18 protein-coding genes are annotated in these 15,387 nt (G+C 35.8%); 14 read left to right on the top strand and 4 right to left on the bottom strand.

The window, feature by feature from the left end:
* The first annotated feature begins 1 nt into the window (after position 1).
* The 10 genes from DMB92_RS07560 (at position 2) to DMB92_RS07515 (ending at position 7,727) form a co-directional block, all read left to right on the top strand.
* The gene (locus tag DMB92_RS07560; protein ID WP_142682452.1) at positions 2 to 763 is read left to right on the top strand and encodes a TonB C-terminal domain-containing protein; all 762 of its coding nucleotides are present in this window, start codon (positions 2 to 4) and stop codon (positions 761 to 763) included.
* The gene (gene tolB, locus DMB92_RS07555; protein ID WP_142682451.1) at positions 760 to 1,968 is read left to right on the top strand and encodes a Tol-Pal system protein TolB; all 1,209 of its coding nucleotides are present in this window, start codon (positions 760 to 762) and stop codon (positions 1,966 to 1,968) included. The genes DMB92_RS07560 and tolB overlap by 4 nt, the downstream gene beginning before the upstream one ends.
* Positions 1,969 to 2,034: 66 nt before the next feature.
* Complete coding sequence (locus tag DMB92_RS07550; RefSeq protein WP_142682450.1) at positions 2,035 to 2,526, top strand: OmpA family protein; 492 nt, start codon at positions 2,035 to 2,037, stop codon at positions 2,524 to 2,526.
* 9 nt (positions 2,527 to 2,535) lie between these two features.
* The gene (locus tag DMB92_RS07545) at positions 2,536 to 3,435 is read left to right on the top strand and encodes a tetratricopeptide repeat protein (protein WP_142682449.1); all 900 of its coding nucleotides are present in this window, start codon (positions 2,536 to 2,538) and stop codon (positions 3,433 to 3,435) included.
* Positions 3,436 to 3,455: 20 nt separating this feature from the next.
* Complete coding sequence (locus tag DMB92_RS07540) at positions 3,456 to 4,022, top strand: peptidylprolyl isomerase (protein WP_142682448.1); 567 nt, start codon at positions 3,456 to 3,458, stop codon at positions 4,020 to 4,022.
* A complete protein-coding gene (fabD, locus tag DMB92_RS07535; protein WP_142682447.1) occupies positions 4,022 to 4,942 on the top strand; it encodes an ACP S-malonyltransferase in 921 nt (306 codons plus the stop codon). Before DMB92_RS07540 ends, fabD begins: the two co-directional genes overlap by 1 nt.
* Positions 4,939 to 5,628 carry a 5'-methylthioadenosine/adenosylhomocysteine nucleosidase gene (locus DMB92_RS07530; protein ID WP_185900180.1) on the top strand — a complete coding sequence of 230 codons (690 nt, stop codon included), beginning with the start codon at positions 4,939 to 4,941 and terminating at the stop codon, positions 5,626 to 5,628. Before fabD ends, DMB92_RS07530 begins: the two co-directional genes overlap by 4 nt.
* Complete coding sequence (locus DMB92_RS07525; RefSeq protein WP_142682445.1) at positions 5,625 to 6,380, top strand: tRNA 2-thiocytidine biosynthesis TtcA family protein; 756 nt, start codon at positions 5,625 to 5,627, stop codon at positions 6,378 to 6,380. Before DMB92_RS07530 ends, DMB92_RS07525 begins: the two co-directional genes overlap by 4 nt.
* A 26-nt stretch (positions 6,381 to 6,406) precedes the next feature.
* Positions 6,407 to 6,916 carry a cysteine hydrolase family protein gene (locus DMB92_RS07520; RefSeq protein ID WP_142682498.1) on the top strand — a complete coding sequence of 170 codons (510 nt, stop codon included), beginning with the start codon at positions 6,407 to 6,409 and terminating at the stop codon, positions 6,914 to 6,916.
* A 64-nt stretch (positions 6,917 to 6,980) separates the two neighbouring features.
* Positions 6,981 to 7,727 carry a hypothetical protein gene (locus DMB92_RS07515; RefSeq protein WP_142682444.1) on the top strand — a complete coding sequence of 249 codons (747 nt, stop codon included), beginning with the start codon at positions 6,981 to 6,983 and terminating at the stop codon, positions 7,725 to 7,727.
* On the opposite strand, the gene DMB92_RS07510 is transcribed toward DMB92_RS07515, so the two are convergent.
* Genes DMB92_RS07510 through DMB92_RS07500 form a run of 3 tightly spaced genes read right to left on the bottom strand, consistent with a single transcriptional unit; the run spans position 7,717 to position 9,667 of the window.
* Positions 7,717 to 8,493 carry a UDP-N-acetylmuramate dehydrogenase gene (locus tag DMB92_RS07510; protein WP_142682443.1) on the bottom strand — a complete coding sequence of 259 codons (777 nt, stop codon included), beginning with the start codon at positions 8,491 to 8,493 and terminating at the stop codon, positions 7,717 to 7,719. The two genes, DMB92_RS07515 and DMB92_RS07510, sit on opposite strands and share 11 nt — an antisense overlap.
* Positions 8,490 to 8,756 (bottom strand): flagellar biosynthesis protein FliQ, encoded by a 267-nt coding sequence (gene fliQ, locus DMB92_RS07505; RefSeq protein ID WP_142682442.1) that lies wholly within the window; start codon positions 8,754 to 8,756, stop codon positions 8,490 to 8,492. The genes DMB92_RS07510 and fliQ overlap by 4 nt, the downstream gene beginning before the upstream one ends.
* 47 nt (positions 8,757 to 8,803) lie before the next feature.
* A complete protein-coding gene (locus DMB92_RS07500) occupies positions 8,804 to 9,667 on the bottom strand; it encodes a menaquinone biosynthesis family protein (RefSeq protein WP_142682441.1) in 864 nt (287 codons plus the stop codon).
* A gap of 116 nt (positions 9,668 to 9,783) precedes the next feature.
* Here DMB92_RS07500 and recA point away from each other — a divergent pair, with 116 nt between their 5' ends.
* The 4 genes from recA (at position 9,784) to DMB92_RS07480 (ending at position 13,041) form a co-directional block, all read left to right on the top strand.
* Positions 9,784 to 10,824, top strand: a complete 1,041-nt coding sequence (gene recA / locus DMB92_RS07495; protein ID WP_142682440.1) for a recombinase RecA — start codon at positions 9,784 to 9,786, stop codon at positions 10,822 to 10,824.
* Entirely contained in the window at positions 10,824 to 12,071 is a 1,248-nt protein-coding gene (gene eno, locus DMB92_RS07490; protein WP_142682439.1) for a phosphopyruvate hydratase, read from the top strand. Before recA ends, eno begins: the two co-directional genes overlap by 1 nt.
* Positions 12,072 to 12,221: 150 nt before the next feature.
* Positions 12,222 to 12,374: a hypothetical protein gene (locus DMB92_RS09430; protein WP_260604784.1), complete on the top strand. Its 153-nt coding sequence runs from the start codon at positions 12,222 to 12,224 to the stop codon at positions 12,372 to 12,374.
* Positions 12,364 to 13,041: an AMIN domain-containing protein gene (locus tag DMB92_RS07480; RefSeq protein WP_142682437.1), complete on the top strand. Its 678-nt coding sequence runs from the start codon at positions 12,364 to 12,366 to the stop codon at positions 13,039 to 13,041. Before DMB92_RS09430 ends, DMB92_RS07480 begins: the two co-directional genes overlap by 11 nt.
* 137 nt (positions 13,042 to 13,178) lie before the next feature.
* On the opposite strand, the gene DMB92_RS09185 is transcribed toward DMB92_RS07480, so the two are convergent.
* The coding region (locus DMB92_RS09185) for a TonB-dependent receptor (RefSeq protein WP_185900179.1) at positions 13,179 to 15,387 on the bottom strand (2,209 nt) is incomplete at its 5' end.

The raw sequence follows: 15,387 nt of genomic DNA, 5'->3' as shown, positions 1-15,387 counted from the left end.
TATGAAAGACTATGGTTTAGGTTCTTTAAATGCTTTTTTACTTTCCTTGCTCGTTTATATGGGTTTGGTTTTTTTTATATTTTTTAAAATTGCTTCAGATTATAAAAGTATAGTTAATTACACAGATATAAAGGATAGCTTTATTGATGTGGATTTGGGTAGTTTTACTCCCAAGACTCCAACCCAAAATAACCAAGAAAAAGAAAATCCAGCCAAAGAACAAGAAAAGCAAGGACAAGAAACAACTAATAAGGCTGTTGAGACAAAGCAAGAAAAGCAAAGTGCTAGTAATATCAATTCTTTATTTGGAAATTTAAAAGATTTTCAAGAAGAACAAAGTACAGCCGTGCAATCTTCCGCAAAATCAACACCTAAAGCAAGTTCTCAAAAAAGTGCTAGCGAACTTTTTAAACAACTCAATGACAATCTTATCCCAGAAAACACCCCTCAAGGAGAAAGCTCTCAAAAGCAAAAAACAGGAATTTACGATCAATTTCTTGGCTCGGTGAAAAGAAAACTCGAGGAAAACTGGGGACTTTATCAAAGAAGTGGAAATTTTGCCGTAGAGCTTAAATTCTTTATAGATAGTAACGGAAAATTTGGATATACTTCGGTTTCTAAAAGTTACAATGAAGAATTTGATAATAAAGTTCTAGAATTTTTAAAAAATTTAGAGGGTAAATTTATAGTTTATCCTCCTGATGGTCGTTATGAGGGACAAGCAAGATTAAGTGATGAAATTTTAATGGAGGTAAGAGAATGAAAAAAATTTTCGCAGTATTTTTATGTTTTGTAGCGTCTGTATTTGCAAATTCTGATGATACGCTTTTGATTGTTAATAAAGGAGTAAATTTACCAAAGGTAGTCGTCAAAGATAAGTCAAATTTAAAAGATGCAGTTTTGCAAAAAAATTTTTATAATATTTTACTAAATGACTTAAAAGTAAGTTCAAATTTTGAAGTTTTAACAAGTGGAGATGAGAAAGGTAATTATGTTTTTGAATATATATTAAAGCAAGATTCTAAGGGCTTAAATTTAAATGTCATCATAAAAGCTGATGCACAGATAAAATCAGATAAAAACTATATTTTGCCTCAAATTGATCAGTATCCATTTTTAGCACATAAGGGCGTGAAAGATTCTGTGAGTGCCCTTGGACTTCCTCCGGTTGAATGGATGGATCATAAAATTTTGATCGCAAGAAATAATAATCCTAAAAAAACACAAATCATTCTTGCTGATTATACTTTAACTTATCAAAAAGTAATCATAGCAGGGGGATTAAATTTATTTCCAAAATGGGCAAACAAAGAACAAAGCGAGTTTTTCTATACCGCTTATGATCAAAATATCCCAACCTTATATAAATTTGATTTGAATACAAACAAAGCCACAAGATTATTATCAAGCTCTGGCATGCTCATTGCTTCTGATGTTTCAGAAGATGGAACTAAGATTTTAGCCACAATGGCGCCTCAAGATCAGCCCGATGTTTATCTTTATGATTTAAAAGCTAAGAGATTAGAAAAGATCACTAATTATTCTGGTATTGATGTTAATGGCAATTTTATTGATAATGATACAAGAGTTGTTTTTGTAAGCGATCGTTTGGGCTATCCAAATATTTTTGTGCAAAAGATAGGCAACTCAAGTGCAGAACAGCTTGTTTTTCATGGACGAAATAATAACCATGTTTCTACTTATCAAAACTATATTGTATACTCAAGTCGTGAGCCAAATCAATACGGCGTGTTTAATATTTATTTAATGAGTAGCAAAAGTGATTATATAAGACAGCTTACGGCTAGTGGAAAAAATTTATTTCCAAGGTTTTCAAATGATGGCGGAAGTATAGTTTTCATTAAGTATTTGGGTGAACAAACGGCACTAGGTATTATCAGAGTAAATGCAAATAAAAGTTTTTACTTTCCGTTAAAAGTTGGTAAAATTCAGTCAATTGATTGGTAGCTTTTAGACAAAGTTAATAAAAATTCGTTATAATGCTTACACATTAATTTTTGAAAGGTAGGAAAGATGAAGAAACTTCTTTTAATCTCAGTTGCAGTTTTTGCTATGATCGTGAGCGGTTGTGCTCCTAAAAGTCCTAGGGTAGATGAAAATGCTACTGCAAAGCAAGGACAAGGTGCTGGTAGTGGATCAGCTGATTCTTTTGGTGGCGTGAATTTAGCTGATGGTATTGGCAAAGTTTATTTTGATTTTGACAAATACGACATTAGAAGCGATATGCAAGCTGTTGTAGATCAGGGTGCAAATTTGCTTAAAAATCAAGCAAATAATGCGAAAATCACAGTTGAAGGAAACTGCGATGAGTGGGGAACAGGTGAGTATAATCAAGCTTTAGGTTTAAGAAGAGCTAATTCTGTAAAAAGAGCTTTAGTTACTTTAGGAATTAATTCAAAAAATATTTCAGTAAAAAGCTACGGAAAAACAAATCCTGTTTGTACAGACAGAACAGCAGAATGCGATGCAAAAAATCGTCGTGCAGAAATCAAAGTTGGTCTATAATTATACTAAATGAAAAAAACATTAAGCTTTGTGGCTCTTTTTGGAGCCACTTTTCTTTATGCAGAAACTTCAGCCTTTGATGCTGGAAATATCAACAATTCTGATTATGGTTTAACTCAAAACGAAAAAATTCTTAAAGATAGATTAGACAATCTCAACAGACAATATTCGCAAGTTAGTTCAAGGCTAAGTACAGCTGATGAAAAGATAGATGGACTTCAAAGCCTAGTTGAAGGACTTAATGCTCAGTATAGTAAAACAAATTCCAGACTCAATAACGCAGAGAGTATAGAACAAAATTTAACCAAAGAATTAAACGAATTAAAAGCCTATGTAAGAGAAAGTAGAAGAATTCAAGAGGCAAATAATAAACAGATTAAAAAAGCTTTAAACGAGTTTAGTGAGTTATTAGATGCGTATTTAGGAAAAACAGATTCAAATTTAAGCAAGCCTGTTTTAACTCAAATACCTGAATTTTCAGAATCAAACCAAAGTAAAGAAAAACCAAAAAGCACAGCAAAGCCTAAAGATGAATCTTGGAAAAAAATGGATCCTGATGATTTGCTAGAGCTTGCTATGAAAGAATTTAAAAGTAAAGATGCCTCTGTTTTAGATAGGGCAAAAGATAAATTTGAGTATTTGATCTCAAAAAATTATAAACCAGCAGCTTCAAATTTTTATCTTGGAGAGATAGAATATAAGCAAAAAAGATATGCAAATGCTATTGGGTATTATAAAAAAAGTGCGATGATTTATTCTAAAGCAAAATATATGCCCGAGCTTTTGTATCACACAGCTATAAGCCTTGATAAGGTGGGAAATACTAAGGAAGCAAATGGTTTTTACAGGGCTTTAAAAGCCGAGTATCCAAATACTCCGCAGGCAAAAGCCGCACCAAATCGTAAATAAATTTAATCAAAGGAGAAAAAATGGCTATAGAAAAAAATAGTGTTATTTCAATGTTTTATGAGTTAAAAGATGCAAAAACAGGAGAGGTTTTAGAATCAAATCTTTATGCACAACCTATATCTTTTATCTTAGGCAAGGGACAGATCATTGAGGGTTTGGAAGAAGAGATTATGAAGCTTGATTGTCCGGGCGAGGCTGATATTGTGATCAAGAAAGAAAAAGCTATGGGTGATTATGATGAGAGTGCCATTCAAACCTTACCAAAAGAGCAATTTGCTGGCATAGATCTTAAGGTAGGTATGGAGCTTTTTGGCGAGGGAGAAGATGGATCAAGCGTGAGAGTAATTGTAAAAGACATTAAGGATAATGATGTGGTTATTGATTATAATCATGCTTATGCTGGTAAAGATTTATTATTTAGCTTAAGTTTGCTTGATTCTCGTCCGGCTACTGAAGATGAAATTTTAACAGGTATTGTGGCAGGAAGTCATAGTTGTGGTTGTGGTGGACATGGACACCATGATCATGATCATCATCACGGCGGTGGCGGTTGCTGTGGCGGAAACGGCGGTTGTGGTTGCCACTGATGAGTTTTGCTTTTATTTTTGCAGGTCAAGGCTCACAAAGCCTTGGCATGGGTAAGGAATTTTATGAAAGTTCTAGCAAGGCAAGGCAGTTTTTAGAAGAGGCGAGCGAGGCTTGCAAGCTTGATTTTAAACGCCTGCTTTTTACGGAAAATGAGGATTTGAATAAAAGTGAATTCACTCAACCTGCCATTGTTTTAAATTCTTTCATGGCTTATTTTGCTTTGCTTGAAAAAAAGCCTGATTTAAAGGCTAAATTTGCTTTGGGGCATTCTTTGGGCGAATTTTCAGCACTTGGTATAAATAAGGCTTTTGATTATACCCATGCACTTAAGCTTGTGCGTCAAAGAGGGCTTTTTATGCAAGAAGATTGTGCTAAGATAGAAGCTTCAATGATGGTTATTTTGGGTTTAAGCGATACGCAGGTGGAGCAAATTTGTCAAGAGGCTCAAAATGAGGGCAAAAAGATCTTTGCGGCAAATTATAACTGCGAGGGACAAATCGTTGTAGCAGGCTTAAAGCCTGATCTAGCAAGCTTTGAAAGTATTTTTAAGGAAGCTGGTGCAAAAAGGGCTATGCTTTTGAATATGAGCGTGGCAAGTCATTGTCCGCTTTTAGAAAATGCTTCAAACAAGCTTTGTGCCGAGCTTGAAAAGGTTTTAAAGCCAAGTTTTGAGCCTGTGATTTCAAATGTGAGTGCAAAGGCTTATTCGAGCAAAGATGAAGCCTTAACCTTACTCAAACTCCAGCTTACAAGCCCTGTGCTTTACAAGCAAAGTATTTTAAATGTGGAAAATGAAGTGGATTTTTTCGTAGAGTGTGGTGCTAGCGTGCTTAAAGGGCTTAATAAAAAAATCACCACAAAGCCTACTTATTCTTTGACAAATCCAAGCGAAATTGACGAATTTTTAAAGGTTTTATAATGAAAATAGCCATTTTAGGCGCTATGCCTGAAGAAATCACCCCCTTACTTGAAATTCTAAAAGTTTATGAAAAGCATGATTATGCCAACAACAGCTACTACACGGCTAATTATAAAAATCACGAGCTTATCTTAGCTTATTCAAAAATCGGCAAGGTAAATTCTACGCTTAGTGCTTGCGTGATGATAGAAAAATTTAAGGCTGAGGCTTTGCTTTTTACCGGCGTTGCAGGTGCTTTTAATCCAAGCTTAAAGATAGGCGATTTACTTTGTGCGACCAAGCTTTGTCAGTATGATTTAGATATAACAGCTTTTGGACATCCCTTGGGCTTTGTTCCGGGAAATGAAATTTTCATTAAAACCGATGAAAGGCTAAATTCCCTAGCCTTAGAAGTAGCCAAAGAGCTTGGCATAAAGCTTCACACAGGCATTATCGCAACAGGCGATGAGTTTATCTGTGATGAGGCTAAAAAAGAAAAGATCAGAAGTATTTTTAAAGCCGATGCTTGCGAAATGGAAGGAGCTAGTGTAGCTCTAGTTTGCGAGGCTTTGAAAGTGCCTTGCTTTATCTTGCGTGCCATGAGTGATGAGGCTGGAGAAAAGGCTGAATTTGATTTTGATGAGTTTGTGGTAAATTCGGCTAAAATTTCTGCAAATTTTGTGCTGAAAATGTGTGAAAAATTATGATCGATCTTAGCAAAAAACTCATACGCCAAGTAGCTAAGGCAAATGCTGAATTTAAGCTTATCGAAGATGGAGATAGAGTACTTTTAGGGCTTAGCGGAGGCAAGGACTCACTAGCTCTTGCTCATCTTTTAAAAAGAATGCAAGCTCACGCTCCTTTTAAATTTGAGCTTGAGGCTGTAACTTTGAGCTATGGCATGGGCGAGGATTATTCGCATTTACACAAACACTGCGAAGAACACGGCATTAAACATAGCGTGCTTGATTCAAATATCTATGAAATTTCAGAGGACACCATACGCAAAAACTCAAGCTTTTGTAGCTATTTTTCAAGAATGAGGCGAGGTGCTTTATACAGCTACGCTCTTGAAAAAGGCTTTAATAAGCTAGCCATTGCTCATCATTTAGATGATGCGGCTGAGAGCTTTTTTATGAACTTCATTTATAATGGGGCTTTAAGAAGCCTTGCCCCCATTTATAAGAGCAAAAGAGGGGTTACTGTTATCCGTCCTTTGATCTTTGTTCGCGAAAGACAGCTAAGAGAAAATGCTAGCAAAAACGAACTTCAAGTAATTGGCAATGAGTTTTGTCCGGGCATGAAATTAAGCGCCAGAAATATCAAATTCCCACACGCCAGAGAAGAAGCCAAAGCACTTTTAGCAAGCTTAGAAAAAGAAAATCCTAAGCTTTTTACCAGCCTAAAAACCGCCTTTAGCAATATACACAAAGAAAGCTTTTTTGGCAAGGGAGCTTAGAACTTTTGAAAGTTAAAGAAAAGGCTATGAAAAAGGCTTTAATAATAGTTGATTATCAAAATGACTTTATAGATGGCTCTCTTGGCTTTGAGGGCGCACTTAAGATAAAAGATGAAATTTTAAGGCTTTGTAAGGATTTTGAAGGGGATCTTATCTTTACGCTTGATACTCACAAAAAGGATTATTTAAGCACTAAGGAGGGCTTAAATTTACCTGTGCTTCACTGCCAAGAAGGTGCAATGGGTCATAAAATGCCAGCTGAATTTCAAAGCTTTTTACAAAGGGCTAAGATCTTTAAAAAAGGTTCTTTTGGTAGCTTAGAACTTGCAAATTTTTTAAAAGATGAGGGCTTTGATGAGCTTCATTTTGCAGGGCTCATCTCTCATATTTGCGTCTTTCACAATATCATCTTAGCCTTTAATGCCTTGCCAAATGCCAAAATAATCTTACACCAAAATGCCACCGCAAGCTTTGATGAAGCCTTGCAAAATCATGCCTTTGAGCTTTTAAAAGCCTTTTGGGTTGAGCTTAGATAAGAGAAAGTTTTTTATTTTCGCTGTTTTTTTGTATAATTTCCTTTTTTAAATAAGGAAAAATTTGATGAAGATTTTTGTATTTGCATTGTTGATTTTTGGTTCTATTCTTTTAGCCAAGGAAAATTCTCATAAATTTATCCTCAAAGATATGCAAGATGATTTTGTACTCATAGATTTGAAACAAGAAAATCAAATCAATCTTGACAAACAGACCGAAATTTTTAACACAGAAGATGAAAGAAAGCTTAATAATGAGCGACTAAAATATGATGACACAAAAAGAGATTTGGCTTTAATTTTTGCTTTTAAACCAAATTTTAATTTTTCTTTCAAGTCTTATGATGTTAATGCGAGTGATTTTACTGAAGATATTTTTGAAAATTTGGTTTTAAAGCTTGATGAAAGAAAGGGCTTTGAGCTTTTAAACAAACAAACAAATATACTTTATCAAACCAAAAGCAATTTTTGCTCCTTGCTTGAATGCGAGCAGTTTATACTTTTTGAATCTTCAAATTTATTAGCCTATGAATCCTCTAATCAAAGAATGTATGAAAAAAGAGCTGATTTTTTACTTTCTATCGCTCTTTTAGACTTTAAAGATGATACAAAAAGAGAGGCAAGTCAAAAGGCAAATGTAGACTATAAGCTTATTGATTTGCACACAAATAAGATTATAGAAAGTAAAAATTTACAAATCACCTTTTATCCTACAAAGGAAAGTGGGGAGCAAAACTATATGTATATTTTACAAGACTTTGCAAAGATTTTATATGAGACGAGTTTAAGAAGTTCTAGAGATCTTAAATTATAACCACTTCTTCTTCCAAGCTCACGCCAAATTCTTCAAAAACGCGTTTTTTTGCAAGAGTGATTAGAAAAAATGCATCTTCAAAGCTTGCGTTTTTTTTGTTGATCAAAAAATTTGCATGTTTATCGCTGATCATCGCTCCACCTTTACTAAAGCCTTTAAGACCCACAGCTTCGATCATTCGCCCTGCAAAATCTCCTTTTGGATTTTTAAAAATAGAACCAAAGCTTGCCCCGCTTGGCTGATTTGCCCTTGCTGTTTTTAAACTCTCATCAAGAGCAAAATCAAAGCTTTTTTTTAGCTTAAAAACAGCCTCAAACATAGGTTCTTGAACCCCACAAAAGCGGTAGGAAAAATTTGCCTTTTCTTTTGAAATTTCGCCCTTAAAGCTTCTTATATGAAGTAGATTTTTACTGATATCATGCTCTTTAAGCCCAGCATTCATCTTTAAAATTCCGCCCAAAAGTCCTGGAATTTTGCCCAAAAACTCAAAGCCCTTAAGATCTTTTTGCTTGGCAAAATGATAAATTTGACTTGATTTTGTCGCACAGCCGATTTTTAGCGTGCAAGAGCTTGTATCTTCATCTAAAATTTCGATAAAATCAAATTTTTTCCCTAAAATACCTAAATTTTTAGGCTCATTAGAGATCAAAAGATTATTTGCCCCACCTATTAAAAATCCTTTAAAATCGCAAATTTCATCTAAAACCTGCACTTCAAAAGGCTTTCCTATACGCACAGAGCTGTATTTTTGAAAATCAATGATCATTTAAGAAAGGTTGGAATTTGGTTGAAAATACCTGTGGTAAAATCCGTCATTGTGCTGATCATCCAAGGCATTAAAAACACTAAAACCACAACAACAAGCAAAATTTTTGGCACAAAAGAAAGAGTCATTTCATTAATCTGTGTTGTGGCTTGAAAAATACTGATCAAAAGCCCAGCAATAAGCCCAGCCAAGAGCATAGGTAAGGACAAAAGCAAGGTAACTTTGAAGGTTTGAACCCCCACAGCAACTAGGGTGCTTTCCATGTGATTTCCTTATTTTTTGTTGAATTGTAGCTTAAAATTTATAAAAATCAATTTAAATCCTCATATCTTGCTTGCTCGTATTCAAGCGGTATGAGATGATCCTTTGCATGTATAAGCTTATCATAAAATTTATGCTCATATCCTAAAGCAAAGAGTTTATCAACGGCTTCAAGCTGAATTTCACTCATGCTAATAGAGTTTTTATTTGCGTATAAATTCAAATACACATCAAGCTTTTGTTCATCAACCCTTATCAAATTTCTTTGCATGAGCATAGAAGCTAGGATTTTTCTATTATGATCGGCTATAAGAACTGCTTTTGTAAGATCCTTTTCTATCTTTATGGCATTTGTAAGTGGCAAGGACCTTCTTAAAGCCATTCCACCAAGTGGCAAGGGCAAATCCGGTGCAAAATCACACCAAATATCCCAAATTTCAGCCTCCACGCACAAGCTTTCATCAAATTCTAAAATACTCTCATGGATAAGCACCCCAGCATCAACTTCCCCACTCAAAACAGCCCCTTCTATCTCAAGAAAGTTTTTATAAACTATCCTTGCTTCAGGATAACGCATGCGAAAGATCAGTGCATTTGTGGTGTTTGCTCCACTTAAAGCCACCTTGAAATTTCGCTTTAAGCTCACGCCTTTTTTCTTGATGAGCTTTGGTCCATAACCCTCGCCAAAGCTTACTGCTGTGCGTAAAAGTGCGTATTCGCTCGCTATCAAGGGATACAATCCAAAAGAAATGGCACTCACATCATAGATATTTTGCAAAGCCTTTTCGTTTAAGCTTTGTATGTCAAGAGCGATATTTTCATACGCAAACTCCCCAACCCAGCCAAATTTAATCGCCATATACATAAAAATATCATCAGCATCAGGCGAGTGTGCGACAACGATTTTTTTCATCTTTTAAATCCTAAGAAATTTTTAGCAATTTTACAAATAAAAATTAAAAATAAAACTTAGATTAAAGTTATTTTTGTAAAATTTTCCCTAAATTTTAAGTAATCTCAAGGATATTTATGGACGACGCAAAGAAAAAATCCCTCGACGCAGCTTTAAAAAGTTTAGATAAAACCTTTGGAAAAGGCACTATTTTAAGGCTTGGAGATAAGCAGGTTGAAAAGATAGAAGCCATTTCAACAGGTTCTGTTGGGCTTGATCTAGCACTTGGTATAGGCGGTATCCCAAAGGGAAGGATCATAGAAATTTACGGACCAGAAGCTTCAGGTAAAACTACGCTCACACTTCATATCATCGCTGAGTGCCAAAAATCAGGCGGAGTTTGTGCTTTTATCGATGCTGAACACGCTCTTGATGTAAAATATGCTAAAAATTTAGGCGTAGATGTGGATAATCTTTACATTTCTCAGCCAGACTTTGGCGAACAAGCCTTAGAAATCGTAGAAACTATAGCAAGAAGTGGGGCGATCGATCTTATCGTAGTCGATAGTGTCGCAGCGCTCACGCCAAAGGCTGAGATTGAAGGCGATATGGGAGATCAGCATGTAGGACTTCAAGCAAGGCTTATGAGCCAAGCCTTAAGAAAGCTTACCGGTATCGTGCATAAAATGAACTGCACTGTGATTTTTATCAACCAAATTCGTATGAAAATCGGTGCTATGGGCTATGGCACTCCAGAAACTACGACAGGCGGAAATGCTTTGAAGTTTTATTCTTCTGTGCGTTTAGATGTGCGTAGGATAGCTACATTAAAACAAAATGAAGAGTCTATCGGCAACCGCGTTAGGGTAAAGGTTGCTAAAAACAAGGTTGCGCCTCCGTTTAAGCTGGTTGAATTTGATGTGATGTTTGGCGAGGGCTTGAGCCGTGAGGGCGAAATTGTTGATTATGGGGTAAAGCTTGATATTGTGGATAAAAGCGGATCTTGGTTTTCTTATAAGGATAAAAAACTTGGACAAGGAAGAGAAAACGCAAAAGCCTTTCTCAAAGAAAATCCAAAAATCGCAGATGAGATCGTTAGTGCTATTCAAAGCTCTATAGGTCTTGATAGTGCGATGATAGCAGACAAAGATGAAGATAGCCAAAGCGAGGAGGAATAATGCTTATAATCGAAGATGTAAGAGCTTATGAAGTGCTTGATAGCAGGGGAAATCCTACGATCAAGACCGAAATTTTCTTAAATGACGGAAGCAAGGGCGAAGCTATAGTGCCAAGTGGTGCAAGCACCGGAAAAAAAGAAGCTCTTGAGTTAAGGGATAATGATAAAGATAGATTTGGCGGCAAGGGCGTTTTAAAGGCGATTGATAATGTTAATGAAAGCATAGCCGAAAATATCATAGGACTTGACGCACTCAATCAAACTCAGCTTGATGAGGTTTTACGCGAGCTTGATGGGACAAAAAACTACTCAAATTTAGGTGCAAATGCGACTTTGGGCGTTTCTATGGCTACAGCTAGAGCTACTGCAAATGCACTAAATATACCGCTTTATCGCTACTTAGGCGGTGCAAATGCTAGCATTTTGCCTGTGCCTATGTGCAATATCATAAATGGCGGTGCTCACGCAAATAACAACATTGATTTTCAAGAATTTATGATCATGCCCTTTGGTTTTGCAAGCTTTAAAGAAGCTTTGCGTTCGGTGTGTGAAATTTACGCACTTTTAAAAAAGGAGCTTGGAAATTTAGGACATTCTACCGCACTTGGCGATGAGGGTGGTTTTGCTCCAAATTTAGCAAACAACACCGAGCCACTCGAACTTTTGATGACTTGTATCAAAAAAGCTGGCTATGAAAAAAATATCAAACTCGCCCTTGATGTCGCAAGTAGCGAGCTTTACATAAACGGCAAATACGAACTTGAGGGCAAGAAGCTTACCAGCGATGAGCTTATCGCGCGTTATGAAGAACTTTGTGCAAAATATCCTATTTTTAGCATTGAAGATGGTTTGGCTGAAGATGATTATGAGGGCTGGGTAAAGCTTACACAGAAGCTTGGAGGAAAAGTTCAGCTTGTGGGCGATGATTTGTTTGTTACAAATGAGGACATTTTGCGTGAGGGTATCATTAAAAAAATGGCAAATGCAGTTTTGATTAAACCAAATCAAATCGGCACACTGACCCAAACCATGCGAACCGTTCGCCTTGCTCAAAGGCATAATTACAAATGCATTATGAGCCACCGCTCAGGCGAGAGCGAGGATAGCTTTATCGCTGATTTTGCAGTAGCTTTAAACACAGGACAGATCAAAACAGGAGCGCCAGCAAGAGCTGATAGGACAGCAAAATACAACCGCTTGCTTGAGATCGAGCTTGAAAATGATGAGTTTTTAGGGGACAAGCTTTAAAGGGCATTGATGAGTGATAGCATATTGCAAGAAAATGAATTATTAAAAGCTTATGATGAGCAAACCAAGAAAAAAGAGCTAAGAACGGAGATCTTAAAGCTTCTTTCTTGGGGTGTGCTTGCTGTTGTGGCGGCGATTTATTTTGGTAATATGTTTTTTGGACAAAGTTCTTTTGAAACCTTGATTTCTCTGCAAAACACAAAAAAAGAGCTTGAAAAAAGGATAGCCTATCTTAAGGGGCAAAATGCTGTGGCACAGAAGGATTATTTTGAATTAAAAGGATTATACCCTGATGAAAAATAAGATTTTATGGCTTTTTATAGCCTTTTTGAGTATGCTTTATGCTCAGGATAAAAATCCCTTTATGAATGTTCAAGATCTCAATACAAGCATGCTTGCCCCAGAAAATTTTGATAAGCAGGCAGTAAAATTTGACTCAGATGCGAGGATTCTTAAAAGCATAACGATTAATTATATCGCACTTGATGGCACGGAAAAGAGCCTAAATTTTGATATTAACAAAAGCATTGATTGGCATGATGAATTTTCTTTTTCTAAGCTAAAGCCAGCCCCTGCTGTATCAGCTATATTTGATGTTTCTGTAACTAAGCCTCAAGATACAAACCCACAAGCTAATGAAAGCAATCAAACACTAAACATAGAACTTCCGCTAGATAGTGGCAAGCTTAATGATGTCATCAGTTTTGCAAACTACACAAACCGCATAAAACTTGCTACAAAAGATGAAATGGTAGGAAATTTTACTATAGGAAATCCAAGTAAAATTATACTTGATTTTCAAAACAATTCCACCTTTCCTACAAAAACCCTTGATTTTGATAAGTCTCCTTTTAAAAAGATAGTTTTTGGCTCTCATAAGGGGTATTATAGGATAGTGATTTATTTAGACGGAAAGTATAATTACCGCTTGGAAAAAGACGCAAGCGGATATGTTTTGTATCTTCTTTAGGCTAAATTTATAAGGCTTTTATTTGAAAATGCTTTCTTGAAGCTTATTTTGATCGCTTTTAGCCTTAGTCAAAGCATAAAAACACTTTGACTTTTAAAGGCTTGTTTTATCTAGCTTTACTTGCTTAAGATAAATTTTTAGTATCTATACCCTATCTCAAGCCAAAATTGACGCCCAAGTTCGTAGCTTATCGTTGGGCTATTTTTGTTATCAGCATTAACTGAGGTATTGACCTTATCTAAGACATTATAAACATCTATGTTTGTATAAAAGGTATTTTTCCCATACACAGCCTTTTCTATACCAAGTCTTAAATCCCAAGTAAAACGAGAAGCTATGCGGTAGTCTTCATAAATGCAAGGATTATTTTCTGCCCCACAAGTTCCTTGTCCTGCTTTTTTTGCGGTTGCATTATAAGGCATTCTAACCCTAAAGAAATTATTTAAAGTCCAATCTGTTCGCAAAAGATTGATAGCATGAGTGGTTGAAAATCTAAAGCTTAAAGGCTGGGCGAAATTTGTAACAGGCAAAGTGCTTTGTCTATAACGCTCCCCATTATATATAACATGATCATCATTAGCTGGATTGTAACTTCCGCTTTGATAATCATTAAATGAACGGGTTGTATTTGTCCAATCAAAGGCAAAACTAAAGAAATTTGACATTGCCCCAGCCATAAAAGGCGTGTTATTCATTATGCTAAGGGTGATGACATCTGTTTCTGATTTACCACTATTATCATAAGAGTAAAGATTAGCACTACCACCAGCTGCATCGCCTACTCTATATCTTCTCACCTGATCGCGTCCAAAGCGGTGGATATATTTAGTGTTTATATTAAAAAGCCCTACTTCTTGCACCACTCCAAACATAAGCTCATCATCATAAGGGATTTTAAGTTTTGTAAAATCATAAAAATCAGCATTCGTGTCCATTACTACCCCACCTGCTGTATCTTTCCAATCTAAACTAGGATCAAATCGCATATACCAATTTTCTAAATATCCTTTTTTTTGATTAAATTTATATGAATACATACTGCGTCCATAGTAGCGGTTTGCCCCAAAAGTAAAGCTTGTGTTATATCTAAACTCATCTTTTCCCCAAGGAGCTGTATAGTTTGCACTAAACCTTGGAGCAATAGGAGCTTTTTGCATATAGGTATCATAATCAGCCCTTAAGCCTATCCTAGCACTTATATCGCCTTTATTACCTAGATCAAATTTACTTTCATTTTCAGCAAATACAGCACTTTGGGTATTATCCATACTTGCTTTACCTGCTCTGTATTCATTAAGTATAGCAAAGTATTGTCCATAAGTTATAGGGTAATCATTTTCAGGATCATATATAGGATCACTTGAACACCACTCATTACCATTGCAACTTTGTGCTGGATCTTCTATAGGTGTTGCACCCGTGGCATAGTAGGAGTCTTTAAGCCTTTTAAAATACGCATAAGTATAAGAAAACTCAGCCCCTATATTAAAACCATTTTCAAAGCTATCATTATAGTAAGGCTCAAAATTTTGAGCGATTTTAAGACTTAAATCACTTTGTTTATTGTCTTCATCACCAAAACTTCCCTCGTAAGAAAAGCGATCCTCAGGATCGCCCCAGTTTTTATCATTAGGCGAATACCACCAGTCTTTAGCTATGGCTGATTCACTACGGCGTGATTCTTCCATATAAGAAAAAGAAGTATTGATACTTGCAAAGCCAAGAGAGTTATTTATAGTAAGATCAGCGCCCAGTTGATGACCGCCATTTTTCATTGTGGTTTCTGAGTTTTTAGCACTATCTCGGTAGTAAATTCCAAACTGAGGAGCATAAACATAACTTGTATCGATCAACACATCATCACTTGCTTGATAGCTTCCTTTGATAAAGAAATTATAGCTTTGGCGTTTTTGGGTTCTTTCTTCAGCGCTAAAGCTAGTATCGCTATAAATTTTTAAAGGTATAAAGCTTTGAGTAGTGGTAAAACTAGCTATCACTCCAAATTTATCATTTATTTTACTTTCAAGGCTTGAACGAAATGAGTGCTTTACAAATTTAGGTTGATTGCTAGCAGAGCTTGAGTTTAAAAAATTTCTTTTTTGTGCGTCCGTGCCATAAACATGGTATCTTGTCAAAGAAAAAGCTCCGTCATTTGCATTTCCTTGAGAAATTTGATAAGCAAAATTTACTCCAAAGTCTTTTTCAGCTCTTTTGGTCTCAGCTTCTATAACCCCACCTGTAAAATGTCCATAACTTGCTCCTACATTGCTATCTTGCACCTTGATACTTTTAAGTAAAAAGGTATCAATGTTAAGTCCTTGGGAGCGACCCATAGAAGCATCTCTT

Source organism: Campylobacter sp. MIT 99-7217 (assembly GCF_006864365.1).
GTDB lineage: Bacteria > Campylobacterota > Campylobacteria > Campylobacterales > Campylobacteraceae > Campylobacter_D.
This window is presented reverse-complemented; position numbering and strand designations above follow the sequence as displayed.

Excerpts from the sequence above, each read along its gene's own strand:
- DMB92_RS07560 (WP_142682452.1), top strand. The coding sequence starts at position 2 with ATGAAAGACTATGGTTTAGGTTCTTTAAATGCTTTTTTACTTTCCTTG.
- tolB (WP_142682451.1), top strand. The coding sequence starts at position 760 with ATGAAAAAAATTTTCGCAGTATTTTTATGTTTTGTAGCGTCTGTATTT.
- DMB92_RS07550 (WP_142682450.1), top strand. The coding sequence starts at position 2,035 with ATGAAGAAACTTCTTTTAATCTCAGTTGCAGTTTTTGCTATGATCGTG.
- DMB92_RS07545 (WP_142682449.1), top strand. The coding sequence starts at position 2,536 with ATGAAAAAAACATTAAGCTTTGTGGCTCTTTTTGGAGCCACTTTTCTT.
- DMB92_RS07540 (WP_142682448.1), top strand. The coding sequence starts at position 3,456 with ATGGCTATAGAAAAAAATAGTGTTATTTCAATGTTTTATGAGTTAAAA.
- fabD (WP_142682447.1), top strand. The coding sequence starts at position 4,022 with ATGAGTTTTGCTTTTATTTTTGCAGGTCAAGGCTCACAAAGCCTTGGC.
- DMB92_RS07525 (WP_142682445.1), top strand. The coding sequence starts at position 5,625 with ATGATCGATCTTAGCAAAAAACTCATACGCCAAGTAGCTAAGGCAAAT.
- DMB92_RS07520 (WP_142682498.1), top strand. The coding sequence starts at position 6,407 with ATGAAAAAGGCTTTAATAATAGTTGATTATCAAAATGACTTTATAGAT.
- DMB92_RS07515 (WP_142682444.1), top strand. The coding sequence starts at position 6,981 with ATGAAGATTTTTGTATTTGCATTGTTGATTTTTGGTTCTATTCTTTTA.
- DMB92_RS07510 (WP_142682443.1), bottom strand. The coding sequence starts at position 8,493 with ATGATCATTGATTTTCAAAAATACAGCTCTGTGCGTATAGGAAAGCCT.
- fliQ (WP_142682442.1), bottom strand. The coding sequence starts at position 8,756 with ATGGAAAGCACCCTAGTTGCTGTGGGGGTTCAAACCTTCAAAGTTACC.
- DMB92_RS07500 (WP_142682441.1), bottom strand. The coding sequence starts at position 9,667 with ATGAAAAAAATCGTTGTCGCACACTCGCCTGATGCTGATGATATTTTT.
- recA (WP_142682440.1), top strand. The coding sequence starts at position 9,784 with ATGGACGACGCAAAGAAAAAATCCCTCGACGCAGCTTTAAAAAGTTTA.
- eno (WP_142682439.1), top strand. The coding sequence starts at position 10,824 with ATGCTTATAATCGAAGATGTAAGAGCTTATGAAGTGCTTGATAGCAGG.
- DMB92_RS09430 (WP_260604784.1), top strand. The coding sequence starts at position 12,222 with ATGTTTTTTGGACAAAGTTCTTTTGAAACCTTGATTTCTCTGCAAAAC.
- DMB92_RS07480 (WP_142682437.1), top strand. The coding sequence starts at position 12,364 with ATGAAAAATAAGATTTTATGGCTTTTTATAGCCTTTTTGAGTATGCTT.